Below are 24,954 nucleotides of genomic sequence, written 5' to 3'. Positions count from 1 at the left end.
TGTGCGTCAGCGGATCAGGGTCTTGGAAGCTCGGGGTCGATCGCCAACAATGGTTTCAGCACCGGCGAGTTCACGATGCTGGTCGGGAGTTCGACATTCTGGAGTGAGGAGGCGACCTTCAGTTGGTCAGCGGTGACCCCTTGCGAGTCCTGCATCCAGGAGAACCGCAAATTGGTGTCCCGGAAACTTGCACCCTCAAGTTGTGCCTTGACGAGAATGGCACGGCACAAGAGGGCACCGTCCAGCCGGACGTTACGCAAGTTCAAATTCGGCAGGCTGGCATACGCTGCGTTAATCCCCGTGAGATTAACTTCCAGGCCGTCATCGGCCGGCAACTTGCTGCCGATGGTCTGAATCGCCATTTCCACTTCGGGTGGCACGTACAGCGGCGGTGGCGCTTTGAGGCAGTAGTCATAACTCGGGCTTGGAGTCTTCGGTGAATGGGACCTGACGAAGGTGGCCAGGCTGCGCAGGACAATGTAGCGCTGTCTCTGAGGCTCCTTTTCGTCCGTTATGACGAAGGCAAGCCGGGTGATGGACTGGTTCCAGACTGCGGGGTCTTTGCTCGCAAGCCCGTCCAGTGCGTCCTGGTAGTCAGGTCGGCTGCTGGTGGTAGACGGTGCCGGGCTCGAAGCGGTCACCTGCGGTGTGGGCGGCGGGGTGGCGTCGCTTCCTTGAGTGACGAACCAGCCGTTGATGAGCGCAACAATCACAGCAGACGCCAGGGCGATCAGGGCCACTGTGATCGGCACCCATACGACGGGGCTGTGGCCCAGCAGGCGCCCGTCTTCGGAGGCAGCCACCGCCGCTGCCTTGACGGACGCCTGGTGGGTCCCTGATGTGGTCGTGGCTCTTGTACTGAGGGTGGCCCGGTCCTTGCCGTCGCCAAGGGTCTTGCCCGCTTTGCCGATAGCCTGCCCCCTTCGTCGCGGGCCCGCACCCGGCATCAACCTAGTCCACGCCCCTGCCATGGTGTTGCTCTTCGGCGACAATGGACGCTGGCAAAGCGCCCCAGTATGTACGGCGGCACCCGCTGCGCACCGGGCGGCGCGCCGGAGGAATGTGCCGGTCGAGGGCCTAAGAATACTCGAGGAGGCTCTGCCCACGCCGGCTGGGATGGTTGTGGAACCAGCCTTGAGACGGGTGCGTCAGAGGGCCCTTCACGTTGGTCGGGAGACCAACTCCCGCCTTGCTAGCCGGAGGCATGCGCCCCGCTCTTTTCCCCCCGGGCCAATACCTGGACGGCTGCTTCGGCGAGGCCTGTGGTGGGGTTCAGCGAGCCGTTCACCTGCAAAGGCAGTCGGATCTGGTAGTTAACGGACTCTGGGAGCAGATCCATGCCAGCCAGAACATCGCTGCGCGGGAGACGGATGCGGGAGTCGGTCATGTCGTATAGCCGCACGAACGAGGTCGTAAACGGCTTTCGGAACTCAGGCGCGACCTCCGGGGATTCATGCTCGTATCCGCGCTCGGCTGATCCCGCATACCCACTGATCCTGCCGAGGAACTCCGCGCGATCTCCGGCACTCAGAGTGCTGACCAGATTCGACACGATTTTGTGCAGGGTGAACCCCATCGGTTGGTCGATGGGTAGCCAGACCAACCCGACGCTGAGTAGGAAGAGACCCGTCTCCTGCACTTCCCCCACGGGGTTCCCGAGCTCGACCTGGTGAGGGCCTTGAATGTGATGTACGGACGCGGCCTTCGTGGTCGTCTTGACTTCCACACCGATCGAGCCCAGCTGAAGGTCCCTGCTCGACCGGCGGTGTCCCGCCCACGACTGCATCAGGATCCGCGGTGCGGCTTCAGGATCCGCGCGGATCAGGGCATCTAAGAAGAGCAGCTCACCGCAGAGACCTAGGAGCGCATCAGCGTCAACAGACGCACCGGTGAGTGCGAGGTCGATGATCTCCTCGCTCCGACTAAAGGCAACCGGCACGCTGTCATCAACGTTGTTCAGTTGAAGTTCCGCGCAGATGAACGCGGCCACGCGGTCAAAGTGTGGCTCGTTCGGCAGCAGCAGTCGATTGGCGCTGAGGCCCTCGCCGGCAACCGTGGCCCATTGGTGGTGCTCAAGGTGCTTCGCGACGCCAGGCCGTGAGGCTTGGAGGGGTTCACCCACCAGGAATACCTCTATGGCACCACTTGAGGACCGCGCGAACCCGAGAGCGCGGCTGGCGGAAGTCCACTCCACGTTCCTGGAATCCGCAGCTGACGCGGGAACGCTTGCAGCAACTCGCTCCCGAAGTTCCTCGTAGATCGCGTCTCTTGAGTGGCCTTTGGTCACCGCAGGTCCTCTGTGGGGACGGCGGAGACTTGGTCGGGCCCGCCGAGGGGTAAGGACAGTCCGACTGCCAACGAGAACGACTCATTCTCGTGAGCGATCGGATGGAAGAGCACGAGCCCAGGCTCGCCTGGGGGACGTGCCGAGCCCCAGGACCCCCGTATCGGCACGGGTTCGGCTCGGGCGAAGTAGTCGATGTATTCGTCGCCGGGGTAGCGCTGAGAGGCATCCGCTTCCGATACCCCCGTCCCTGCTGAGCCCCGAGAACCCCAAGAGTCACGCAGAGCACCGGTTTCGGTAATCGCCCGGTCCATGGTCCTGATTAGGTAGCCAAGATTCGCGAGGGGCCCGCTGGCGACGCGCGGGCCGCGCCCAAAGCGGAGAGCGACCCGGAAGGCGGGTCGAGCGGCCGCCCTCTGCTGGAGATCCACAAGGCTCCACGGACCGAATGGCGGGTCTGTTGTAACAAGACCTGGGGCGCGCCTGGAGAGTGCGGCCGACCAGCCGCGCAGGTAAGCGGCTATCGCGTATGGGGAGTTGCTGCCAAGGTCGATCCCATCGGGCACAAACGGGGCCCGGTAGAGCGGGTACTCGGAGTCTTGCGCGGTCAGACCAAGATGGTTGGCGAGCGACTGCCAGCGCTGTGAGTCACGTCCGGAGGTTCCGGGCCCGTGCTCTCGATAGGTAAGGCTGTCTAGGAGCTCCGCGGTCCCAAGGAGATTTAGGTCTTCGCGCAGGATGAGCCCGAGGTCGCGGCCATCCTTCGCCGACACCACGTCGTACCCCCGCCGTAGAAGGTCAGCGACGACCTCAGCGTTGTGGGAGTCGGACTCGGGACTGTTCATGTGCCGAATGAACGGGGTCGCCTCCGGCCAGATGGCCACAGGGGTGACGTTGGCGATCTTGCCGGTTGCAGCGAAGTTGTAGCCCTGCAGGACACTCACGGCGGTGGAAGGCCCACCTGGCTGGTTCATGGCGGCCATGATGTCTCTCCGCAATGCCTCGTCGGCCTCGTGGTAAGCATTGAACAGCGCTAGCTGCCCGGGCGTGAGGAAGACCCTGCAGAGCTCGATGAAGCTGCCTCGATAGCCGAACCAACGTTGCATCTGCATTTGGGTGTCCGCGAGCGGCGTATCGCTGTGTCGGGTGAACAGCGTGGTTGTAAGGCCTTCGAGCGTGAGCCCCCGGGCCATCACGTTTCCAGAGACGAAGATCGTCGAGTGGTTGGGGGGCGGTCCCCAGGTATCCCCGATCAGGCTCGGCTCGAAATCCGGTCTATCGTCCGCGGTCTCGTCGCTGTTGATGATCGCCAACTGGGTGCCGGGTACCACCTCTTCTAGAAGGAGCCGGCGGATCTCGTCCCAGTCGTCGATTCCTGGAACAAGGGCCTTCTCAGGGAGGGAGAGTGCTGTGTAGCAGCGGTGTGCAGCGTCTGCGAACTCCCGCATCCAGCTCTGCCACTTCTCAGGCGCATCGTCGATCTGAGCCTGAATGCCCTCCACTGACAGCCCGCGTTCTCCGAGGTCGATACGTGCGCGCGCTTCCCGGCGGTCCGATCCGTCCGACCACGCGAGAACCTGTGCGGCGACGTCGAAGTGGTCGTCCTTGGCCGAGGAAGGGTGGATCAGCATCGACCCCGGTGCCGCGAAGGAGGACAGTGCTTCAGCCTTGGTGTCAAATCGATCCCATCGTGCGGAGTGAGGACCGATTCGCGCAGGGGTGCGCCATAGGCGCACGGCGGAGCCGACGAGGAAGGCCCGTATGGCGTTGCCAAACACCTCCTCCGGCGGGTCCTCTGTGCGGCAAAGGGGCACCGAACTGAGGGACCTGTAAAACATGTCTCCCCCCGTGTACCAGGACTTGAGCCCGGCCGTGTCGGTGTACGACGGCGACCGCGGCTCTAGCTTCTCCGCGGGGCCCCGGGGTACGCAGGCTAATCGCGAAGTCACGTGGCGCAAGAGGGTTCGAGGCGTCTTGAAGGAAGTTGGCTTGAGGGGTGGCGGTATAGGCGATGTATGTGGCGTAAAGGTTCGCCTGGCTGGTTTCGCCGGGGGAAGTACGTGCCTCCCAAAGGTCTGCGATCCGTCGGGGAACTTGTTTGGTGTCTGCCAGGGACACGCCGGTTCGGGCCTCGGTCACGGCGTCCAGGATGGAGGAGTCGTCTGCCTCATCGTCGATCACGAGAATGTGGAAAGGGTCCCCCCGTTGTGAGGCTGCGGGAAAGACCGACTTGCGCAGGGTCGCCGCCACGCGCTCCAGGTGGAACACGTTCTTCATGACCACCGCGACGATAGGTACCCGTCCCGACACTGCCTTTCTGCCGAGCGGACCGGTCAGGGAATAGAGGGTGGCGAGGTCCGGAGCCTGCTGTCCATGGCTGAGGACGGCCCGGTTAGGCACGAACACCCGTCTTGACCACGGTTGATCGAACGTGTCGAGTTGAGATACCAAGCGCTCGAACGTTTGCTGCCAGAGGGTCGTTCGTGTTCCGGCAAGAACCACCACGGCGTCGACCTTCGCATCAAGAGCCTTGGCGATCACGGCAAGCATCGACGCGGTCTTGCCAGACTGAACCGCTCCCATAACCACACCGCTGCGCTCGCGCGAAGCGGGCCACGAGCCGCTGTTAGGCGGGCCCACTCCGAAAACGCCCTCATCGATGATGAACTGCGCATCGTCGTCGATCACCTTGAGGCTCGTGGATGAGATCCCGTGAGCCGTCAGTTGTTTGGAGTAGCTGGACCACCAGCCAACTGAGCTCTCACCGATCGGCGTAACTAGATGTGTGACGCCGAATGGTGAGCTACTGGAGCTCATCTGCCGTAGTTGCGAGGCCGATGAGCGCTTGGAGACCTGAAGACCCATAGCGACTGGCGATGCCGCGATCGGCCTCATCTGGGGCGACCCCGAGAATGTCGAGCAGCTCGGTCACCACCTCGGCGATGAACTTCCACTGCTCTCGTGTCTGTGTCTTGGCGGGGCGTCTCCAGTCCGCCGAGCGTTCGCTGATGGCTCCGAGAGACCCCTCAAGACGTTGTTCGAACTCCTCCTCCAGCACGACTGCGGCGCCGCTGAAGGCGATGAGCGTGGCCACCAGTTGCAACTCCTGCCACTTCGACTTGCTCTGGGCGTTCTTGAACGCTGGGGACCAGATGTCGTCGGGAATCACCGCATGGGCATCGAGCGCGCGGTCCAACAGGCACATCGCGTCTCGAACGCGGTCCGAGTTGCGTAGCGGATCCGACGCATCGTCGTCGATCCGCTTCAAGAGGGCGTTGACCTGGGCTGCAGTGGAACGGGTGGGTGCTTTGCCGTCGCTAAAGAGGAGGGCAGCCGCGACCCACGAGAGCAGCTTCGTGCGCTTGTAGCCCGCCTTGCCGAAGCCGTAGCTGTCCAGTACCTCGGGTGTTGAGGCGAGTTCATCCCAGATCTCGGAGAGGAAGGGAGCGACTGCATCAACTTCGTCGGAGTCTCCGGCAGTCACAAGGAGGGCTCGCATGAAATCGAGGTTGTGGTAGAGGGCGTTGCGGATCTCCTCCGCGTTTAGATGCTTGCCCTGTTTGTTGTAGAGGCTGAAGACCTCATGAATCTGGTCGCTTGTGACGGTCTCGTAGACGATCACAGGGACGCGGTACTTGGAGTTGGGCTTCTCGAAGAGTGAGCTCACGGGACGGGGCTCGCCGACGACGTCAATCGTTTCGTCGCGGATCTCGCAGAAGTAGCGACCCTTGAGGGGGTCAAGACCAGACAGCGGCTTGACGTCACCTGTTCGGAGCGGAAATGGGAAGTAGTACTCCCTTGCTACTCCTGCCGTGAGGGTCTGAGACTCATTTGCACGCCACAGCTTCTTGAACTGCGGGTAGTCAGTCTGAAAGACCCGGACCAGGCCGGCGTGGCCCCAGGCCTTCTCCTTCTCTTTTACGAGATCGAGGGCGCGAGGATGACGGCCGACGAAGCGAAGGATCGAGGTCAAGCGCTGCTTGCCGTCAACTGTCTCGTACATGACCCGCTGAGAAAGGGTGCGCTGTAGGAGGATCACTGAAGGTAGCGGGATGCCCCGGAGGATGGACTCGAATGAGCTGCTGGGCGGTCGTGGTGGGCCATACGTCCGCCCGCTGGTAGGACGGACTGAGGCTCAGCTCTCCGTCCTCCGCGTAGCCGACGAACTCCGAGACTGGCCAGGTGCTCGCCTCCGCCTTGATCGGGCCGCTGCTCTCGTTGTCCTGCTCCTCGTCGACCTCACCCCAAGCGGCGAGCCAAGCCTGCGTCGCGCTTGCCCTGGTGGCCCCACCTTCGGCCTCCGACTCGAGGATCTCCTCGAAGCTCTGCCGGAGCTCTAGGGCGCGCTCAACCCTTCCTGCCAGCCTCGGCAGAACGAGTGACTCGTCGGCGGTGGCGGGCTCTCCCAGCCCTGTCGCGAGGCTGGCCAGGAACGACTCGGGGTCGGTTTCGTCCAGATTGTTCTCGAGGTGAAGCCATCCTTGAACTTGAACAAGGCACGTTCGCCAGGCGCCGCTCGAGAAGGACACCGAGTCAGGCTTGAGCTCCGTCGTCGGCTCGAACTCGGTGGGCGTCGGGCCGGTTCGAGACAGACTCGCGATGCCCTCTGAAATGTTCTGCCTGATCTCCTTGAAGTCGTCCATGGCCAGTTCGTCTCCTGCACCTTCGCAATTGGTTTTCAAGACAGGGGGGTCGTTTGAATACACCGAAACTGCGGGGGCAACATCGTGCGGTACCTCGGCGAGAAGCCGCGCTGCGCCCTCCAGCAGCTTGTTGAGGCCGGTAAGGGTGATGGTGTCCCCTCGCGAGTAGCACTGTTCATCCCAATCCGTGCCAACCGCTGCAGCAATCCGCCGACCGCATTCCACCTTCCCCGAAGTAGCGGTGAGGTCCAGACCGATCGCCCCCCCAACCGCTTCGAGGGCAGACCGCTTCTCTTTGCTGCCAGGCCCCAGGGGTTCCGCGGGCTGTTGGCCGAGCGCGTACATACGCGCAACTGCATCCGCCTTAGAGGTAGCGCCTTTATAACCCACCTGCGCTGACACCCTTCGACGTCTCGTCCGCTTGCTACTGGTCGCGATGATCGCGACCAGGCCCTCCGGAACAGTAACAAGGTAAGTCCTCCAGGCCCGCGATTTCAGTAGACCCAGCCGAGGAGTCCTGGTAAGTCTGTCAATTCGCTCGCCGTTCAGTGCCTATGCCGTCAGCGGCGCGCTCCGCGCTTCTGGCGCGAGGGCTATTTCTGTTGCCAGCGCGTCAGGCGACAGTGAATCAGCCGACGGGCTGTCTGCGGCTCGGAGCACACTCCGGACCAACGATTCGGGAAGGTCCCTTCGGTTCTGCGCCACATGAGTTCGAAACACGTGCCAAGCGGCGCCGACAGCGACCCCGTTACCGACCTGCTTGTACGACGCCTGGTTGCGCTGCTCACCGAAGGTAAAGGACCTGGCGAAGCCTTGGAGTCGCGCGGCCTCGTGAGGCGTGAGGCGGCGACGTCGACTCCCGAGGATCGACGTCTGGGTGATTGCTACCAGAGCCGGCAGGTAGGTCGGCGCTTTTGCGCGGATCCCGGACGGACGGAAGTGCACGACCGTCTCCCACAGGGAGCCTGTGTCCTGCGCCTGCCACTCCAGCTTGCGGCGGGAGTCCGGGAACCGTGCAAATGACGGGTTCGCCTTTTTCCAAGCCTTGATGACGTCTCGATGGTCGTCAAAGAAGCGCGCGTTCTTGATGAGGATGTCTGACTTCCACCTGGGCAGGACATCCAGCTCGAGAGGATCGAGGCCTCGTTCAGGTATCCAGGCATCCGCCCACAGCGGGAAGCCCGGGAGACGCACCCCGCCGGCGGACCACTTGCGCTGGACAAGGTCGTCCCAGACGTTGATCCAATCTGTCTCGTCGGTAGTAAGGCGGTACGTCTCCACCTCCGGGATCGAAGAGTCGTCATCCAGGATCCACTCGACATCCCAATCCTGGACGTTCCACCCGTCGACGGGAGCGCGAACGACTGTCGGAGGAATGTCGACCTCCGTGAGTGCTCGCTCGGGACCTACATAGGTGCCGAGGATGAACACACGGTCGCGCACCTGAGGGGTTCCGCCCATCGAGGGCGGCAGGAAGTGTGGGGAGAAGACGGACGGCGTCGACGAGACGCGGTATCCGATCTCGCGCAGGGTCTGAATGATGACGTCCCACTCGTGGCGGTGACGGGGGCCGGCCAGGTTACGGACGTTTTCCAGCAACACAACGGCTGGGGTCCGCTCATTGAGGATGCGTGCGATGTTCCAGAAGAGCGTCCCTCGCGCCTCGTCCATCCCGTGCTGGTAACCGGACTTCGAGAAGGGCTGGCATGGGAAGCCAGCAGCCAGCACGTCGTGCTCTGGGACGTCGACCGGTCCGGCGTCAGGGGTCGCCAGGGTGATGTCGGTGTTGACGATGGGCTTCTCGAGCTCAGGAAGGGGGTCAACCCAGTTCCGGACGTACGTGGCGCGCGCCTCGCGGTCGATCTCTGAGACATAGACGCACCGACCACCCGCATGGTCGAGCATGGCGTGGAAGCCGCCGATTCCGGCGAAGAGATCCACATAGGTGAACGGCGCGAAGCCCTCTGGCATAGATGGAAGCTTAGCTGAGCATTCAGCTGAGTCAAGCTCCCGCGCGGCGCAAGCGAAGTTCAATGGCAAGGCGTCCGTCATGACGGGTCAAACCTCCGTTGGGGCACACCCCGGAGGCCGACCCGATGCGCTAGGAACTGGTTGATTGGTGCAGACCCAGCCCATCACGAGCCACCGACAGCGCCGGCTGCAACGGAATTTTTCAGTCTAAGAGCTGTTTCGCGACCGTGGGCGGGTCGTCCTTGACCTCGCACTCCCACACCCGAACGACGCGCCAGCCGGAGTGCTCGGCTAGTTCAGTTGACCGTCGGTCGCGCTCGACGTTGCGGCGCATCTTCTCTGCCCACAACACGGCGTTAGGCCCCGTCCATGCGGTCTTGCGTCCGTGCTCGGGGCAGCCGTGCCAGAAGCACCCGTCGACGAATACCGCGACGCGTCGACTCGGGAGCACGAAATCAGGGGTGCACCCCTTCGCGATCCGACGATGAAGGCGGAAGCGCCCCCCTGCTGCATGGACTGCCTTGCGCAGAAGCACCTCGGGCGCCGTGCTCTCCTTCCGTCGGCCGGCCAGATGGGCACCGGCAGGGGTGCTGACCCATCGCTCCGCCACCATGCCAACCTACGAGGACTCACGTGGCAGGGCAACAAGCGCAGTGAAGTACTGCAATGGCCCCTCGGGTGGTGCTGCACTAGCCCACGTGGCGAGTGCCAGGCGTAGACGGGGCGTACCGCCGACCTCGCTCAGAGTTTGCAAGCAGGGGTTAGGGGTTCGAGTCCCCTTGGCTCCACCAAGGTCAGAGGCCCTTTCTGCCCGTCGGGAGGGGCCACTGGCGCATCCGTACCCCAGAGAAGTACTGCACTAGGGCAAGCGCTCGTTGGGCGTCGGCCCTCGGGACCTGTCGAAGTGCACCTCACGGCAGGCGTGCCTGAACCCCGGTTCAACTATGGCCCGTTACGATTCCCACCCGCTCAGTTCGCCTCGAAGGCGCATTAGCGCATCGCGCGTGGCTTCGACGAGACCTGGGAGTAAAGCTCCATGGTGACCCCGATGCCGCGTGACGGAGGACAGCCATGGCGACCTACAGGTGCACGTTTAGAGCGACGAGCAGGCTGGCGCCACGTCCGCCGAGCCTCACGAGCGGGGATGACGGCCGCGTGGGCACAGGTGACGGGTTGGCTGCGAAGCTCGACGATGCGGCTGTGGCGCAGGACGGCCATCGCCACGCGCGAGTGAACGTCCACAGCAACGAGGAGGCTGGCGCAGGTCCGCCGCGTTGAGTGATGGGGACGACCGGCACTCCGGCCTTCTGGGGCCTTGAGGTAGCTGCCGACGCACGAAATAGGGCACCTGACCGATGTGGGCCGCTACCTCATGCGGCGACTGTTGACCTGTCAGCAGCCGCTGGCGCCGACGCAAGGTCAGGAAGGGCCCGCCATGAACACCGCGTTCCTCACCCCCGAAGCGGTACGAGCCGAGATGCACTCCCGATACGGCCTGTACCCCGAGACGCAGGAGCGTCCCGGATCCTCACTCCACGTGATCCGCCGGGTGCGCGCTCGGATCAAGGCCACGCAAAGGACCCGCTGAGTGCGCGCCCCGTGCCAGGTCCACGCCGACGACCTGTGGTTCGCCGACGCCCCCGACGACATCGCGCTCGCCCAAGCGCTGTGCCAGGGCTGTCCCTTGCGCGGCCCATGCCTGGACGGCGCCCTCGACCGCGCCGAGCGGTGGGGCGTCTGGGGTGGCGAGATCTTCCACGACGGCTCGATTGTCGGGCGCAAACCGCGCTCGGGCCGTCCGCGCAAACACGGAGCCGTCGCCTGAAGAACCCTCGCTTGGGGTGTGGCGGCGGCCGTCTCGAGCCGGGCATCGTCGTGCGAGGTCGCACCTAGCCTGTAGCCGCCGGCTCCCTCCACTGCGGAGGGGGGCAGGGCGCACCCGACTAGCGTGGGCGGATGCCTCAGCCCACAGCCCTGCTCGCCCTGCCCGGACTCGGGCTCGGCCCGGAGTCCTGGCGCCCCACGCTGAAGCACCTGCCGAGTGGTGCGGGGGCCCCGGTCCGTCTACTTCCCGGCTTCGGCGAACCGGCCCACCGTCGGCAGGACTTGGACCCGCGGGCGCTGGCCGAGAACGTGTTCGCCGTCCTGCCGGACGACGTCACCCGGGTGGTCCTACTCGCGCACTCCGCGAGCTGCCAGATCGCAGCCCACGTCGCGGTCCAGGAGCCCTCGCGGGTGGCCGCTCTCGTCCTCGTCGGTCCCACGACCGACCCCCGCGCGGGGACCTGGCCGTGGCTGATGTCCCGGTGGCTGGCGACGGCGGTGCGCGAGACGCCACTGCAAGTGCCGGCGTTGGTGCGCCAGTACGCGCGAACGACCATGCCCGTGATGGCGCGCGGGATGGAGGCCGCCCGGCGGGACTCGATCGAGAACACGTTGGCCCAGGTCGCGGTCCCCGTCCTCGTCGTCAGAGGACCGCACGACCGCATCTGCCCTGCCGACTGGGCCGCAACGGTCGGCGGCCTCGGGGGTGTGGGCAGCCGGTCCGTCACGCTCGCGGCCGGTGCCCACATGGTGCCGTTTACGCACGGGCGGCTCGTCGCGGACGTCGTGCGCGGGTTCCTCAGCGAGCTGGACGCCTCCACGTCGGCCGCGTCCGCCTGAGCCCAGGTCACGCGGTGCCGCCGTCATCCCGTGACAGCACGGTGACGCCCGCAATCACGAAGCCGAGGAACGCCCCGATGCCCGACAAGCCGACCGCTCCGAGGCTCGTCTGCCCCGTGGGGGCCATCTCCCTGATGCGGATGAGAACACGCTTAAGGCTTGCCCGAAGGGAAGTGGGCAACGATTTGCGGTGTGCCTGCCGACCGAACTCAATACATTGAACGAATGACGTTGCATCATGTGCGGTTCGGCAGCGGCAGCCCGCTGCTGCTCATCCATGGTCTAGGCGCGGGCTGGCGGTCCTGGACCCCGATCCTCGACGGGTTGGCCGCGCAGCGCGAGGTCATCGCCGTCGACCTGCCCGGCTTCGGCGAGACCCCACCGCTGACCGGCGAGGTCTCGATCGCAACGCTCACCGACTCGGTCGCGGAGTTCATCCACGAGCAGGGGCTCGGCAAGGTCTCCACTGTCGGCCAGTCCATGGGCGGACGAATGGTGCTCGAGCTCGCCCGCCGTGGGGTTGGCGGAGACACCGTCGCCCTGGATCCGGGGGGTTTCTGGACCGATCGTGAACTTGCCGTCTTCGGCGCCACCCTGCGGCCCTCCATCAAGCTGGTCGGCGCAATGCGCGCGGCCCTGCCCACGGCCCTTGGCAATCCCGTCACGCGAACAGCGCTCCTCGCCCAGTTCTCCGCCCGGCCGTGGGCGCTGTCACCCGAGACGGTGCTGCCGGACCTGGTCGGGCTGGCTGAGGCACCGGCCACCGGCCCCGCCATGGACGCGCTGACGAAAGGCCCCAAGCAGGCAGGCGCCCCAGCCGGCACCCTGCCCGGCCGTGCCACCATCGGCTGGGGCCGCCGCGACCTGGTGACCCTGCCCCGTCAGGCCACGCGTGCCGTTGCGGCCTTCCCGGACGCCCAGCTGCACTGGTTCGAGCGGTGCGGACACTTCCCCCAGTGGGACGCGCCGGAGGAGGCCGTCCGGCTCATCCTCGACAACACAGCCTGAGGCGGGCCCGACCCGGCTCCGCTGCTCAGCCCGGCTGGACGGTCCACTCGGGCGGCTCGTCGGCGCCGGCCTCTTCGTCCTTCTCCGAGTCCTCGGCCGTCTCGTGCACCGTGCCCTGGGCGTGGTGCGAGGGGGCATAGATCGCATAGAGCTGCAGCGGCTCGTCGCCGCTGTTGACGACGTCGTGCCAGGTGCCGGCGGGCACCTGGATGGACCAGCCGTCGCTGACCTCGGTGTCGGTGAGCTCGGTCTCGGACGGGCCCATGCGGCATACGCCCTTTCCTGCGTCGAGACGCAGGAACTGGTCGGTCTCAGGGTGAACCTCCAGCCCGATCGAGGAGCCGACGGGGATCGACATCAGCGTCACCTGAAGGTACTTGCCGGTCCACGCCACCGAGCGGTAGGTCGTGTTCTGCTTGGTCGCGCTCTCGATGTCGAAGGCGTTGGGCTTGGGTCCGTTGTCGGTGATGCTCATGACAGGAAGGTCCTCTCGGTCGGCTGCCCCGAGACTAGCGAGGGACGACCCAGCAGATGAAGAGGACCCCAGCCGAGCAGGCGGACGAGCCGACCGAAACCTAGGCCTGGTCCGTCGGACGCATCAGGATCTCGTTGATCGCGACGTGCGAGGGCGCGGTGACGGCATAGACGACGGCGTCGGCCACGTCCTGCGGCTGCAGCTGGCGATAGGTCAGGACGCGGGCGTCGATGGCCTTTTTGCTCTCCTCGTGCGTGATGTGAGTCCGCAGTGCGGTCTCCGTGGTGCCCGGCTCGATGACGATGACGCGGACTCCGAGCTCGGTGACCTCCTTGCGGATGCCCTCGCTGAAGCCGTTGACCGCGAACTTGCTCGCGTAGTACGCCGATGCCCCAGGACCCACGGCGCGCGCGGCCATCGACGACATCTGCACGACCGAGCCCTTGGACTCCACGAGGTGGGGGAGGGCGGCGTGGGTGAGATACATGAGCCCGAGGACGTTGATCTCGATCATCGCCGTCCACTCGGACGTGTCCGCCTCGAGCGCAGGTGCGAGCAGCATCATGCCGGCGCAGTTGAGCAGCAGGTCGAGGTGACCGTGCTGCTCGACCACCGACGCGACGGCCGAGCGGCAGGCCGCCTCGTCGCGGACGTCGAGCGGGTGGACGCTGACGGACGTGCCAGCCAGGTCGAGCGCGCTGCGCACGTCCTCGAGCCCAGCGGTGTCGATGTCGGCGAGCACGAGCGTCGCTCCGTGTGCCGCGAGCGCCTCGGCGCACGCCCGACCGATGCCGGAGGCGGCCCCGGTGACGAGTGCCACCTTGCCTTCGAGGTCCTGTGTCATGGGGATTTACCCTTCTCTGAGCTGGGGTCGCGTCGGAGCTGCCGACGCGGTGCGGAGTGTCCGCCGTTGCGGTGGAAGCGTTGTGGTGGAAGCGTTCTGGTCGACGTGGTCAGGCGTGCGCGGGGGTGAGGCTCGAGGCCCAACGGACCGGGAGCCCGTGACCACCGACGGTGCCCAGCAGCTCCTCCACCCCGCTCGGCCACGACCGCAGCCGGACCTCGAACTGCCCGGAGGAGTCGGCCTCGAGCGAGAGCCGGGCCAGCGGCGCGTCGGGCGTCGCCGCGCGACCGTGCCTGGTGAGGAGCTCGTCCAGGGCACGGCGCGACTCGTCGTCGAAGTAGGTCACGACCACCGAGTGCGTGACCACGGTCGCCACGCCGGGCAGGCGCTGCGCCAGTCGCTCGTCGAGCCAGGTCAGGGCGTCGGCCCGCTCGACGGCCGGCCGCGGGTTGGCATCACGGAACGCCTGGATGGCCGCTTCCAGACGTCCACGGCGGACGTGCTGGTCCGGCCAGATGAACGACAGCAGGGTCAGCCGTCCGGCGTCCTGGGTGACGTCGACTGGGTCGAGGTCGCACCCGGCGCGCTCGACCACGCGGGCAGGAGCGAGATCGGGCGCCGGCCCGTCGAACACGTCGTCGATGACCACCGGCGCCTCCGCGTCGCCCCACGACCACGAGTCCGACTCGTAGCGGTAGCGGTCCCACAGCAGGTTGAGTCCGGCACTCGTGCCGACCTCGAGCACCCTTAGCGGCAGACCAGTGCGTCCCGCGACCGTCGTGAACCCACCGAGCAGAGCAGCGGACCGGCCCACCTCGTTGGTCTGCGGCGGGTGCTCCACGAGGGCGCGGAGCTCGTCCGTGTGCTCGACGACGACGGCCCGGAACGCCTCCCACAGGCCCTCGCCGGGCGTCCCGCCCACCGACGGGTAGTGCGCCGCGAGCTCGGGCGCGCGACCCTCAAGGACGATCCGGTGCACGGAGCCGAGCAGCCGCAGCGCCGGATAGGCCCCCTCGGAGCACCCGGCCAGGTCGCGCAGGACCTCCCACGTCGGGCCACCGGAACGGACGTCCTCCGCGGCACTCTCGAGCAGGGCGGCATACATCGGGGAACCCAGACGGGAGCAGAGCTCTGCCTGGGCGAGGCACAGTCCGGCCATGTGGTCCTTCACGCGTGTCCTTCGGCTCGGGCACCCCTGCGGGGTGGTTCGTTTGTCACTCTAGGAAGCCCTGAGCGGACGAACCACGGCTCGCGTATGCCGGTCGCAACGGGGTTATGCGCGACGTCACCTTCGCGACTTCGCACCCTTGCGAGCGCACCTAGCCTGACGAGGTCCCGACCTCAGGAGAGTGCCCCTTGCCCGCCACCTATGACCCGGGCCGCGGCAGCTCGGCCCGCCACGCGGTCGAGAACGTCCGTTGGCTCGCCGACCTCCTGGCCGCCGACGCCGAGCCGTCCGCAGACGCCGCCGACCGGTTCGTCGACAGCCTGCTCGAGCGCCACGACCGTGACGTCACCGCGATGCTGCACGAGTGGCGCCGCGGCGGCCCCTGGTCGGTGGTGCAGGTCAAGGCCGCGCTGCACAAGGGGTGGGCCACCCTCGAGGACGCCACGGGCGCCCGGACCGTCCTCGCCCTCACGGTCGACACGGACGGCAAGATCCGCCGCGTCATCTTCGAGGACTTCACGAGCGAGGCCGGGCACCAGGGCTTCGCCGACGTCGACGAGGCGCTCGACGCCCTCGAAGGCGTGGAGAGCACCGCCTACGTCGCCCGTCGCGGCCCCGACGGCTGGACCCCGCTGCACACCCGGGAGTCCGAGCAGCCGATGCCCGGCGGCTCGGTGTTCAAGGTCTATGTCCTGCTGGCGCTCGTCTGGGCCGTGGAGGAGGGCCGGGCCCAGTGGACCGACGAGCTCACGACCGGCCCGCTGACCCGCAGCCTGCCCACCGGTGAGATGCAGGACCTCCCGCACGGCACCCGGGCCACCCTCGCCCAGGTCGCCTACAACATGTATGCGCGCAGCGACAACACCGCCTCCGACATGGTGCTGCAGCACCTCGGCCGGGAGGAGATCGAGCGAGCCGTGGCCCGGTCCGGGCACTCGCGGCCCGAGCTGCTCCGGCCCTTCCTCGCCACCCGCGAGCTCTTCGACATCGGGTGGGGGCACCCCGAGACCCTCGACGCGTGGGAGCAGTCGACCGAGAGCGAACGACGCGCCCTGCTCGACGCCCACCAGCACCCCGTCGAGGTCTCGATCGCGGACCTCGCCGCTCCCGCCCACCCGCGAGGGCTGGACTGGTGGATGTCGGCCGCAGACGTCGCCGCGGCGATGAGCGCCCTGTGGGACGCGGGCGCTCGGGCCACCGACGGCCCGCTGCCCGAGATCCTCGCGGCCAACCCCGGCCTCGACCTCGACCGGACGGCGTGGCCCCGCTCGACCTTCAAGGGCGGGTCCTCACCGGGCGCCGTGATGTTCACCTGGCTGCTCGAGGACGCCGAGGGAGTCCAGCACGTTGTCGTCCTCCAGCAGCGATGCCCCGTCGTCGGGGTGCTGCGCGACGGCCTCGCGCTGCGCCTCTTGGGTGACTCGATCATCCACGGGTTGCTCACGTGAGCAACCGCGACCGGCTGCTCGGGCTGCTCGTCGCGCTCATCTGGGGCCTGAACTTCCTCGCCGTCCGGCTCGCGCTCGACGCCTTCCCGCCGTTCTTCCTCGCGGCCCTGCGCTACCTCGTCGTCGCGATCCCCGTCATCCTCTTCGTCCCCCTGCCGAAGGCGCCCGTGCGGTGGTTGGTGGGCTACGGACTGGGCTTTGGCGTCCTGCAGTTCGGCATCCTCTTCCTTGCCATCGACCTGGGTATGCCGGCCGGGCTGTCCTCCGTCGTGCTCCAGATGGGTGCCCCGATGGCCATCGCCCTGGGCGCCCTCTTCCTGCACGAGCGACCTGCCCGGCTCGGGGTGGTCGGCGCGGTCGTGGCCACCCTCGGCCTGTGCCTCATCGGCTGGGACCGGGCCGACGGGGACCAGCCCTTCCTCCCCTTCGCGCTCACCCTCGTGGCGGCACTCGGCTGGGCCCTCGGCAGCCTGTCGAGCCGGCTGGCCCAGCCCGACAGCCCGCTGCGCTTCGCCCTGTGGATGAGCGTCGTCCCACCCCTGCCGCTGCTCGCGGTGTCAGCCGTGATGGAGGGTCCTCGGGCAGGCATCGACGCCACGGTCGCCGCGGTGCGCGACGGCGCGCTCTCACCGCTGCTCGCCCTGCTCTACATCGTCGTCCTCGGGACGGTCGTCAGCGCCGCCCTGTGGAGCCACCTGCTCAAGAAGCACTCGGCTGCGGTGGTCGCACCCTTCGCCATGCTCGTGCCGGTCGTCGGCATGGCCGCGGCCTGGATCGTGCTCGGCGAGCGGTCCAGCGCGCTGTCCGTCGTCGGTGCGCTCATCGTCCTCGCCGGCGTCGTGGTCGGCATGGTGCGGCGCACGCCACGGCCCGTGTCGCCCAGCCCTCGCGCGCCTGAACACCTCGGGTCCGTGCGGTGACGGCGCGGGGACGGTGATTTTCTTCCGCTAGTCAAAGGGTTTTCGAAACCGACGTCCGAGTATGGTTTTCCCCGTGCCCCCCCTGACGTACACGACCACGCTGGACCGCCAGCTCGTGCACCGATGGAGCGTCGCCGAGGTCTTCGTCACCGACCTGCAGCATGACGGTCCGGCTGCCGTGACGGCCGCTGCGCAGTGGCCCCGGCACCACCCCTACTTCGACGCCGGTGATGACAGGTACTGCCTGCTCGTCGCGGCCGAGACGTTCCGCCAGGTCGTGCTCGCCGCCCTCCACGCCACGGGGCTGGCGGAGAGCGCCGACCAGTTCGTCATGAAGCGGATGGGCTTCGAGTGGGCCGGCGAGGCGCCGGCCATCGGGGACCGTCCCCTCGACCTGCAGGTCTCGCTGTCCATGACACCGACGGGACGAGCGGGTCGCCACGACCTCGAGGTCACCATCGCCGACGCCGAGCGCGACCTCCTGCGCGGGACCGGCGTCGTCATAGTGCTCCCGCCCCCGGTCTATGCCCACCTGCGCCAGGGCCGCACCGAGCCCGGTGTCCGGGTCGACTCCCTGGCGAGCATCCCGTGCGAGGCCATCAGCAGGACCCGACCCCAGGACGTCGTGCTCGTCGGGCCTGCGAGCGGGCCGTGGGACCTGCGGATCGACACCACCCACCCCACCCTCTTCGACCACCCCTGCGACCACGTCCCCGGCATGCTGCTCTTCGAGGCAGCCCGGCAGGCAGCGATCCTCACGACCGGGGCCGGCGCGGTCGTCTCGATGGACGCCGACTTCGGTGCCTTCATGGAGGTGGACGCCCCGACCGTCGTCCGCGCCGAGACCGAGGAGGGGTCGCTCGTGGTCACGGTCAGCCAGGGAGGCACGGTGGGGGCACGCGTCGAGGTGACCGTCGCGCCATGAGCGGTCCCTGCGTGGCCGTGCTGGGTGCCCGCGGCTTCATCGGCTCCGCGTTGAGCGCGTTCGCCGCTGCCGACGACCGGATCGGACAGGTCCTCCCGGTGCACCGGCTCGGGTCCGCCACCTCCCCGTCGGCGACGGTGCCGGAGGTGGACGTCCGTGACGAGGACGCGCTCGCGGCCCTCCTCGCGGGCGTCGACGTCGTCGTCAACGCCGCGCACGTCATCGGCTCCGGGCCCGACCTCTCGGTCAACGAGACCGGACCGGGGGCGGCGGCGCGAGCGGCGGCGCGGGTCGGTGCCCGGTGCCTCGAGATCGGGACGGCCGCGGTCTATGGACGGGGACCACTGCGCGGCGGGGCCGAGGGTGAGGTCGTCCCGGCGCCGGACTCGGCGCTCAGTGCGAGCCGGGCAGTGGGCGAGGCCGCGGCGCTGGCCGCCGGCGCCACGGTCCTGCGGCCCATGATCGTCGTGGGTCGAGGCGACCGCTGGGCGGTCCCGGCCGCGGCGGCCGCCGCCGCTGCCGAGGATCGCGACCCCACGGCGCGGATCGGGGTCGTCGACGTCGACGACCTCGCCCGGCTCGTCGTCTCCCTGACCCTGCTCGCCGACATCCCTCCCGTCCTGCACGCCTCCCGGCGTCAGCCGGTCGAGCTGGCCGACCTCCTGGCCGACGCGGCATACGCCCTCCCGGCAGGGGGCACCCAGGTGCCGGAGCACGTGCGGTCGATGCTGCACACCGACCGCTGGGTGGACTCGGACCTGGCCTGGGACCTCGTGGGCTGGGAGCCCGAGGGCCCGCTCGTCAGCGCCGCCGGTCGTCGCTGGTACGCGGCCGCCCAAGGCGGCTAGACCTGTGAGCCCGCCCAACCGGCATACCTCGTCGTATGCCGTCCGCCCTCGTCCGTCCCCCACCGTCCAATGGGGTGACTTCGGGACGCGACACGCCGGCTAGACCTTGGCGGTCGCCTTGCGGGCGCGCCGGGTCCGACGGGCGGGGGGCCGGAGGTCGAGGTCGGCCACCAGCTCGGGGCGCACGATGGCCGGGATGACCAGGCGCCAGAACTGCTCCGCCCGGTCGGGTAGGTCCGAGCGTCCGGTGAGGGCGTCGCTCGTGAGCTGCAGCCCGGTCATCGCCGAGGTGAGGGAGTAGGCGCAGGCGGACGGGCGCACCGTGCTCTGGAGCGAACCCGCGCGACGCGCCTTGCGCAGCAGCGACTCGACCGTCGAGATCCACGCGCCGTAGCCGCGGGCGATGGCCTCGGGCTGAGCCGCCCGGTCGATCGTCATCCGGATGCTGGCACGCATGAGCGGGTCATTGCGGAGCGCGTCGACGAAGCTGTAGGAGAGGTCCACGATCGACTGGACGGGCGCGTCGCCGTCGACCAGGTGCTGGCTGAGCCACTCGCCCTGCTCGGCGACGATCGCCTCGGCGACCGCCTCCTTGGACGAGAAGTGGAAGTAGAGGGCGCCCTTGGTGATGTTGCTCTCCTGCACCATCTCGGCGATGGTGGCGGCCTCGTAGCCGCGGCGGTCTATGACTGCGGCAGCCCCATAGAGGGCATTGCGGCGAGTGTCGATCGCGCGCTGTTGCTGCGGCACGGTGCTCCTTTGGTCCTGGTCCGAATCGGCCGCGGCATCGTTTCCCCCCGCCCACAGCCTGCGCTCATCGTAGAGGTTATGCACCGACCGGATGGGTCATGCGCAGGGATGGCAGAGGTCGCCGTCGGGCGAGCAGGTCGTGGCAGGTTCGGCGCAGCGAAAGGAGTGTGCCGTGACGAGTTCGGCCACGTGCCCGCACATCCCCTACCCAGCCCCCCGCGACAACCCGCTCGATCCTCCCGGTGCCCTCTCAGGGCTCTCCGGCGAGCTGGCGAAGGCAGTCCTCTGGGACGGGTCGGAGGCGTGGATAATCACCTCCCACGCCCTGACCCGCACCCTGCTCAAGGACCGCCGGCTCTCGTCCAACCCGGCATCTCCGGGGTTCCCGATGATGACCGCCGCCTCCAAGGTCCTGCGCAACGAGCCCCGTTCGGCGTCCTTCATCCGCATGGACCAGCCCGAGCACGCCCACCTGCGCACGATGCTCAGCAACCGGTTCCGCCCGGTCGACGCCGAGGCCCTGCGGGGCGTCGTGGGCGACCTCGTCAACCAGCGCCTCGACGCCCTGGACGGTGCCACCGAGGCCGACCTCGTCCCAGCCGTCGCCTCTCCGCTGCCCGCCTCCGTGATCGCGAAGGTCCTGGGCATCGCCGAGGAGGACCAGGAGTTCTTCGAGGACCGCAGCGCCCGCCTCATCGACCGCAACCGGACGATGGACGAGGTCCGCGCCGCCCGTGAGGAGCTCGACGCCTTCCTCGACGGGGAGGTCGAGAAGCGGATCACCGAGCCCCGCGAGGACCTCATCTCCGCGATCGTCCACGAGCAGATGCTGCCGGGGCACATAGAACGCCAGGACGTCGTTCCCATGTGTCGGCTCGTCCTCGTCGCCGGCCACGGGACGACGGCCAGCCAGCTCGCCCTGAGTCTCATGTCCATGCTCGACGACGCCCCGACGCGTGCCGCCGTGCGCGCGGGCGGCCCCGGTCTCGTGGCCGTCGTCGACGAGCTGCTGCGCTTCCACACGATCGTCCAGTTCGGCCTCACCAGAGCGGCCCTCGAGGACATCGACGTCGACGGCACGACCATCCGAGCGGGCGAGGGCGTGGTCTTCGCCATCGGTGCCGGCAACCGCGACGAGGACGTCTTCGCCGGTCCGGACGCCCTCGACCCGGACCGCGACGCGCGGCGCCATCTCGCGTTCGGTCACGGTGCGCACCAGTGCCTCGGCCAGTGGCTGGCCAAGGTCGAGGTGGAGGAGTGCCTCCACCGCTTCGTGACGCGCTTCCCCGAGGCGACGCTCGCCACCCCGGCCTCCGAGCTGTCGTTCCGCCACACGGCCTCGAGCTATGGCCTCGACGCCCTGCCCGTGCGCCTCCAGCCCTCCTGACCCTGACCTCCACCCGCCCCGCCACCTCCCACCGGTCGCCGTCGACCTCGACGGTGCGACCGCCGAAAGCGAGCGCCATCGATGTCCCTCAACGCCGCATCCTCCAACGCTGCATCCTCCAACGCGGCGTCCCCCAACGCTGTGTGTTTCAACGCCGCCCTCACCGGGCCCGTCAACCCCACGACCGGGAGCCGGGGCACCCTGCGCTACGTGCGGACCGACGACTTCGACTCCCTCGACTTCGGCAACACGTACTACGGCTACTCCTGGAACTTCCTGCGACTCCTCGGTCGCACGATGACGACGTTCGCCGCAGCCTCCGGGGCGCCCGGGCGCGAGGTCGTCCCTGACCTCGCGGAGGGGTTGGGAGTCACTGAGGACGGCGGGCGCACCTGGACCTACCGCCTCCGAGAGGGCCTGCGCTTCGAGGACGGCAGCCCGGTGACCGCGCACGACGTCCGCTACGCCATCGAGCGGAGCAACTACGGACTCGACGTCCTCGGCGCCGGTCCGATGTACCTGCGCAACCTGCTCGAGGGGGACTGGGACGGACCGTATGCCGACCCCGACGGTCACGCACCCGGCATCGCCGTCCCTGACGACCGCACCATCGTCTTCACGCTCCGCCGGCCGTTCGCCGCCTTCGACAAGGTCATGACCCTGCCGAGCTGCACCCCGGTGCCGCGGTCGGCGGACACCGGATCGGCATACGGTCGCGCGCCGGTCGCGACCGGGCCCTACCGGATCGAGTCCTACGAGCCGGGCAGCCGGCTCGTCCTCGTCCCGAACCCGCACTGGGACGAGGCCACCGACTCGGTCCGGCGGCGGGCGGCCTCCAGCATCGAGGTGCTCCTCGGCCGCGAACCGCTCGAGGTCGACGAAATGCTCCTCGCCGGCGAGGCCGAGATCGACCTCGCGGGCTTCGGTCTCCAGCCCGAGTCCATGCCCCGCGTCCTCGACGACCCCGCGCTCAAGGACCTCCTCGACAACCCCCTCCAGGGGTTCACCTGGATCTACTGCCTCGCGAGCTCGGTGGCCCCGATGGACAACGTGCACGCCCGCCGGGCCGTCCACTACGCCACCGACAAGGCGGCGATGCAGGAGGCCTACGGCGGTCCGTTGTGCGGCGACATCGCCACCACGGTGCTCCCACCGACCATCGAGGGCTATGCCGACACCGACCGCTACCCCGTGGGTGAGGACGCGACCGGAGATCTCGAAGCCGCGCGCCGAGAACTGGCGCTGGCCGGCATACCCGACGGTTTTCGCACCAAGATCGCTGCGCGCACCGACCGACGCAAGGAATGGCTCGCCGCCCAGGCCCTCTCACGCGGTCTCGCCCGCGTCGGGATCGACGCGGAGGTCCAGGGCTTCACCTCAGGCGGCTACTTCGAGCACCAGGCGGGCAGCCCGCAGTTCCTGCGCGAACAGGGCATCGGGATCGTGATGTTCGGCTGGGGCGCGGACTTCCCCGATGGTTACGGGTTCTTCCAGCAGATCGTCGACGGGCGGGCGATCAAGAGCAAGGGCAACCAGAACATGGGCGAGCTCGACGACCCGGTCGTCAACGAGCTCCTCGACGCCGGCGCCGAGTCCCTCGACGCGGTCGAGCGCGAACGGGTCTGGCGGGACATCGACCGGCTCGTCATGGACCACGCCGTCATCGTCCCGTACCTCTACCCGCGCTCCCTGCTCTACCGCGGCCCCAGGGCCACCAACGTCTACGTCGCGGGCAGCTTCGGCATGTACGACTACGTCAGCTGCGGTGCCACCGACTGATCCCGCGTGCGGGCCTTATGCCCTCAGCGATCGCGGCTATGCCCACCGAGGGCCAGCCGTAGCGGCCCCGCCCTCACAGGGCGACGGTGGGACCAACACCTTTGCGAGCACGTCCGATCCAGCCCCTTTTCCCCAAGGAGACCCCTGATGCACAAGACCGTCGCCACGAAGGCCACCACCACCGTGGCCTCCGCCCTGCTCAAACGACTTCACGAGCACGGAGTGGAGCGCGTGTTCGGGATCGTCGGTCGTGAGGCCGCCGCGATCCTGTTCGACGAGACGCCCGGGCTGGAGTTCGTCCTCGTGCGCCACGAGTTCAGCGCCGGCGTCATGGCCGACGTCGTCGCCCGGATCACCAACCGGCCGCAGGCATGCTTCGCCACGCTCGGACCCGGGATGACGAACCTCTCCACCGGCGTCGCCACCTCCGCCCTCGACCGCAGCCCGGTCATCGCGATGGCGGCCCAGTCCGAGTCGCACGACCTCTTCCCCAACGTCACCCACCAGTGCCTCGACTCCGTCGGCATGATGGCTCCGCTCACCAAGTGGTGCGGCCAGCTCGAGCGCGGCGACGACATCACCGACCTCGTCGACAGCGCGGTCTCGGCATCGATGGTCGAGCCCGTGGGCCCGAGCTTCATCAGCCTGCCCGTCGACCTCCTCGCCTCCGGCGTGTCCGACAAGCCCACCGAGGCCCCCGTCATCGCCGGCGTCCGTGGCCTGCAGGACCCCGACTGGCGTGCGGAGGCGGACGCGGCCATCCAGCTCCTGCGCGAGGCCAAGCACCCGGTCCTCGTCGTCGGCACGGCCACCATCCGCGCCGAGGCCGTCGAGCTGCTCCGCGAGTTCGTCGAGCGCCACCAGATCCCCGTCATCACCACCTACGTCGCCAAGGGCGTCCTCCCGCAGGACCACCCGATGACCTACGGCGCCGTGAGCGGCTACATGGACGGGATCCTCGACTTCCCGGCCCTGGACACCCTCTTCGGCCCCGCCGACGTCATCGTGGCGCTGGGCTACGACTACGCCGAGGACCTGCGCCCCTCCATGTGGGACCACGGCCAGCCCAAGAAGGTCGTGCGCATCTCGCCGACCGTCAACCCGATCCCCCGGGTGCTCACCCCCGACGTCGACATCATCGTGGACCCCCGGTCCTTCCTGCAGTACGCCCTGGCCAACGCCGGTGAGCTGAACAACACCCCGCACGACATCGAGCCGCTGCGCGCTCGCGTCCGCGAGTTCCTCTCCGACCCCAAGGAGTACGAGGACGGGATGCGGGTCCACCAGGTGATGGACACGATCAACAGCGTCAGCCAGGGCGAGGGCACGATCGTCAGCGACATCGGCTACTTCCGCCACTTCGGCGTCCTGTTCGCCCGCGCCGACCAGCCCTACGGCTTCCTCACCAGCGCCGGGTGCTCGAGCTTCGGCTACGGCCTGCCCGCCGCGATGGGCGCCCAGATCGCCCGCCCCGAGGAGCCGGTCTTCCTCATCGCCGGTGACGGCGGGTTCCACTCCAACAGCGCCGACCTCGAGACGGTTGCGCGGCTCAACCTGCCGATCGTCATGGTCGTGGTCAACAACGACCGCAACGGCCTGATCGAGCTCTACCAGAACCTCGGTCACGGCAAGTCGCACGACCCGGCCGTCGGCTTCAGCACGGTCGACTTCGTCGCCCTGGCCCAGGCCAACGGCGTCGACGGCGAGCACGTGAGCAGCCGGGCGGATCTCGCGACCGCGCTGCGCAAGGCCAAGGAAGCCCGTCGTCCCTATCTCATCGAGGTCCCCATCGCCTATGACTTCTCCGGCGGGGACTTCGGCGCCCTGGACGTGTGAGCGC

At 68.0% G+C, this 24,954-nt stretch carries 22 protein-coding genes; 10 read left to right on the top strand and 12 right to left on the bottom strand.

Going from position 1 to position 24,954, the window contains the following annotated elements:
• Positions 1 to 14: 14 nt before the first annotated feature.
• From ACZZ98_RS08125 to ACZZ98_RS08090, 8 genes are all read right to left on the bottom strand, one after another.
• Positions 15 to 803 (bottom strand): pentapeptide repeat-containing protein, encoded by a 789-nt coding sequence (locus ACZZ98_RS08125; protein ID WP_463515763.1) that lies wholly within the window; start codon positions 801 to 803, stop codon positions 15 to 17.
• A 389-nt stretch (positions 804 to 1,192) separates the two neighbouring features.
• Positions 1,193 to 2,122: a PD-(D/E)XK motif protein gene (locus ACZZ98_RS08120; RefSeq protein ID WP_463515762.1), complete on the bottom strand. Its 930-nt coding sequence runs from the start codon at positions 2,120 to 2,122 to the stop codon at positions 1,193 to 1,195.
• Between the two features lie 161 nt (positions 2,123 to 2,283).
• A complete protein-coding gene (locus ACZZ98_RS08115; protein ID WP_463515761.1) occupies positions 2,284 to 4,020 on the bottom strand; it encodes a Z1 domain-containing protein in 1,737 nt (578 codons plus the stop codon).
• Positions 3,959 to 4,972 carry a hypothetical protein gene (locus ACZZ98_RS08110; protein ID WP_463515760.1) on the bottom strand — a complete coding sequence of 338 codons (1,014 nt, stop codon included), beginning with the start codon at positions 4,970 to 4,972 and terminating at the stop codon, positions 3,959 to 3,961. The genes ACZZ98_RS08115 and ACZZ98_RS08110 overlap by 62 nt, the downstream gene beginning before the upstream one ends.
• A gap of 115 nt (positions 4,973 to 5,087) precedes the next feature.
• Positions 5,088 to 6,323: a GmrSD restriction endonuclease domain-containing protein gene (locus tag ACZZ98_RS08105; RefSeq protein ID WP_463515759.1), complete on the bottom strand. Its 1,236-nt coding sequence runs from the start codon at positions 6,321 to 6,323 to the stop codon at positions 5,088 to 5,090.
• On the bottom strand, positions 6,271 to 7,272 hold the full coding sequence (locus tag ACZZ98_RS08100) for a hypothetical protein (protein ID WP_463515758.1): 1,002 nt from the start codon (positions 7,270 to 7,272) through the stop codon (positions 6,271 to 6,273). The genes ACZZ98_RS08105 and ACZZ98_RS08100 overlap by 53 nt, the downstream gene beginning before the upstream one ends.
• Before the next feature lie 207 nt (positions 7,273 to 7,479).
• Complete coding sequence (locus ACZZ98_RS08095) at positions 7,480 to 8,898, bottom strand: DNA cytosine methyltransferase (protein ID WP_463515757.1); 1,419 nt, start codon at positions 8,896 to 8,898, stop codon at positions 7,480 to 7,482.
• A gap of 202 nt (positions 8,899 to 9,100) precedes the next feature.
• Positions 9,101 to 9,511 carry a very short patch repair endonuclease gene (locus tag ACZZ98_RS08090; protein ID WP_463515756.1) on the bottom strand — a complete coding sequence of 137 codons (411 nt, stop codon included), beginning with the start codon at positions 9,509 to 9,511 and terminating at the stop codon, positions 9,101 to 9,103.
• Between the two features lie 975 nt (positions 9,512 to 10,486).
• Between ACZZ98_RS08090 and ACZZ98_RS08085 the strand changes: the two genes are divergently transcribed.
• The 3 genes from ACZZ98_RS08085 to ACZZ98_RS08075 all read left to right on the top strand — a co-directional run bounded on the left by ACZZ98_RS08085 (position 10,487) and on the right by ACZZ98_RS08075 (position 12,570).
• Positions 10,487 to 10,723: a WhiB family transcriptional regulator gene (locus ACZZ98_RS08085; RefSeq protein WP_463515755.1), complete on the top strand. Its 237-nt coding sequence runs from the start codon at positions 10,487 to 10,489 to the stop codon at positions 10,721 to 10,723.
• Between the two features lie 131 nt (positions 10,724 to 10,854).
• Positions 10,855 to 11,562: an alpha/beta fold hydrolase gene (locus tag ACZZ98_RS08080; RefSeq protein WP_463515754.1), complete on the top strand. Its 708-nt coding sequence runs from the start codon at positions 10,855 to 10,857 to the stop codon at positions 11,560 to 11,562.
• 225 nt (positions 11,563 to 11,787) lie between these two features.
• Positions 11,788 to 12,570 (top strand): alpha/beta fold hydrolase, encoded by a 783-nt coding sequence (locus tag ACZZ98_RS08075; protein ID WP_463515753.1) that lies wholly within the window; start codon positions 11,788 to 11,790, stop codon positions 12,568 to 12,570.
• A 25-nt stretch (positions 12,571 to 12,595) separates the two neighbouring features.
• On the opposite strand, the gene ACZZ98_RS08070 is transcribed toward ACZZ98_RS08075, so the two are convergent.
• The 3 genes from ACZZ98_RS08070 to ACZZ98_RS08060 form a co-directional block, all read right to left on the bottom strand.
• Positions 12,596 to 13,045, bottom strand: a complete 450-nt coding sequence (locus ACZZ98_RS08070) for a cupin domain-containing protein (RefSeq protein WP_463515752.1) — start codon at positions 13,043 to 13,045, stop codon at positions 12,596 to 12,598.
• A gap of 100 nt (positions 13,046 to 13,145) precedes the next feature.
• Positions 13,146 to 13,889, bottom strand: a complete 744-nt coding sequence (locus tag ACZZ98_RS08065) for an SDR family NAD(P)-dependent oxidoreductase (protein ID WP_463515751.1) — start codon at positions 13,887 to 13,889, stop codon at positions 13,146 to 13,148.
• A 109-nt stretch (positions 13,890 to 13,998) separates the two neighbouring features.
• A complete protein-coding gene (locus tag ACZZ98_RS08060) occupies positions 13,999 to 15,060 on the bottom strand; it encodes a DUF2332 domain-containing protein (protein WP_463515750.1) in 1,062 nt (353 codons plus the stop codon).
• A gap of 185 nt (positions 15,061 to 15,245) precedes the next feature.
• Here ACZZ98_RS08060 and ACZZ98_RS08055 point away from each other — a divergent pair, with 185 nt between their 5' ends.
• The 4 genes from ACZZ98_RS08055 (at position 15,246) to ACZZ98_RS08040 (ending at position 19,198) form a co-directional block, all read left to right on the top strand.
• On the top strand, positions 15,246 to 16,505 hold the full coding sequence (locus ACZZ98_RS08055) for a serine hydrolase (RefSeq protein ID WP_463515749.1): 1,260 nt from the start codon (positions 15,246 to 15,248) through the stop codon (positions 16,503 to 16,505).
• Positions 16,502 to 17,425: an EamA family transporter gene (locus tag ACZZ98_RS08050; RefSeq protein WP_463515748.1), complete on the top strand. Its 924-nt coding sequence runs from the start codon at positions 16,502 to 16,504 to the stop codon at positions 17,423 to 17,425. The genes ACZZ98_RS08055 and ACZZ98_RS08050 overlap by 4 nt, the downstream gene beginning before the upstream one ends.
• Positions 17,426 to 17,498: 73 nt before the next feature.
• Positions 17,499 to 18,350: a ScbA/BarX family gamma-butyrolactone biosynthesis protein gene (locus ACZZ98_RS08045; RefSeq protein ID WP_463515747.1), complete on the top strand. Its 852-nt coding sequence runs from the start codon at positions 17,499 to 17,501 to the stop codon at positions 18,348 to 18,350.
• Positions 18,347 to 19,198, top strand: a complete 852-nt coding sequence (locus ACZZ98_RS08040) for an NAD-dependent epimerase/dehydratase family protein (RefSeq protein WP_463515746.1) — start codon at positions 18,347 to 18,349, stop codon at positions 19,196 to 19,198. Before ACZZ98_RS08045 ends, ACZZ98_RS08040 begins: the two co-directional genes overlap by 4 nt.
• A gap of 99 nt (positions 19,199 to 19,297) precedes the next feature.
• Here the strand turns inward: ACZZ98_RS08040 and ACZZ98_RS08035 are convergent, their stop codons facing one another.
• Positions 19,298 to 19,948, bottom strand: coding sequence for a ScbR family autoregulator-binding transcription factor (locus ACZZ98_RS08035; RefSeq protein WP_463515745.1), 651 nt, complete (start codon positions 19,946 to 19,948; stop codon positions 19,298 to 19,300).
• 172 nt (positions 19,949 to 20,120) lie between these two features.
• On the opposite strand from ACZZ98_RS08035, the gene ACZZ98_RS08030 reads away from it, so the two are divergent.
• The 3 genes from ACZZ98_RS08030 to ACZZ98_RS08020 all read left to right on the top strand — a co-directional run bounded on the left by ACZZ98_RS08030 (position 20,121) and on the right by ACZZ98_RS08020 (position 24,950).
• A complete protein-coding gene (locus ACZZ98_RS08030) occupies positions 20,121 to 21,335 on the top strand; it encodes a cytochrome P450 (protein WP_463515744.1) in 1,215 nt (404 codons plus the stop codon).
• An 81-nt stretch (positions 21,336 to 21,416) separates the two neighbouring features.
• Positions 21,417 to 23,114 carry an ABC transporter substrate-binding protein gene (locus ACZZ98_RS08025; RefSeq protein ID WP_463515743.1) on the top strand — a complete coding sequence of 566 codons (1,698 nt, stop codon included), beginning with the start codon at positions 21,417 to 21,419 and terminating at the stop codon, positions 23,112 to 23,114.
• Positions 23,115 to 23,261: 147 nt separating this feature from the next.
• A complete protein-coding gene (locus ACZZ98_RS08020) occupies positions 23,262 to 24,950 on the top strand; it encodes a thiamine pyrophosphate-binding protein (protein ID WP_463515742.1) in 1,689 nt (562 codons plus the stop codon).
• The last annotated feature ends 4 nt before the right edge of the window (positions 24,951 to 24,954 follow it).

The sequence above is a fragment of the Knoellia sp. AC549 genome (genome assembly GCF_979258975.1).
The sequence above is the reverse complement of the archived record's forward strand: the minus strand, read 5'-3'. Positions and strand labels throughout refer to the sequence as shown.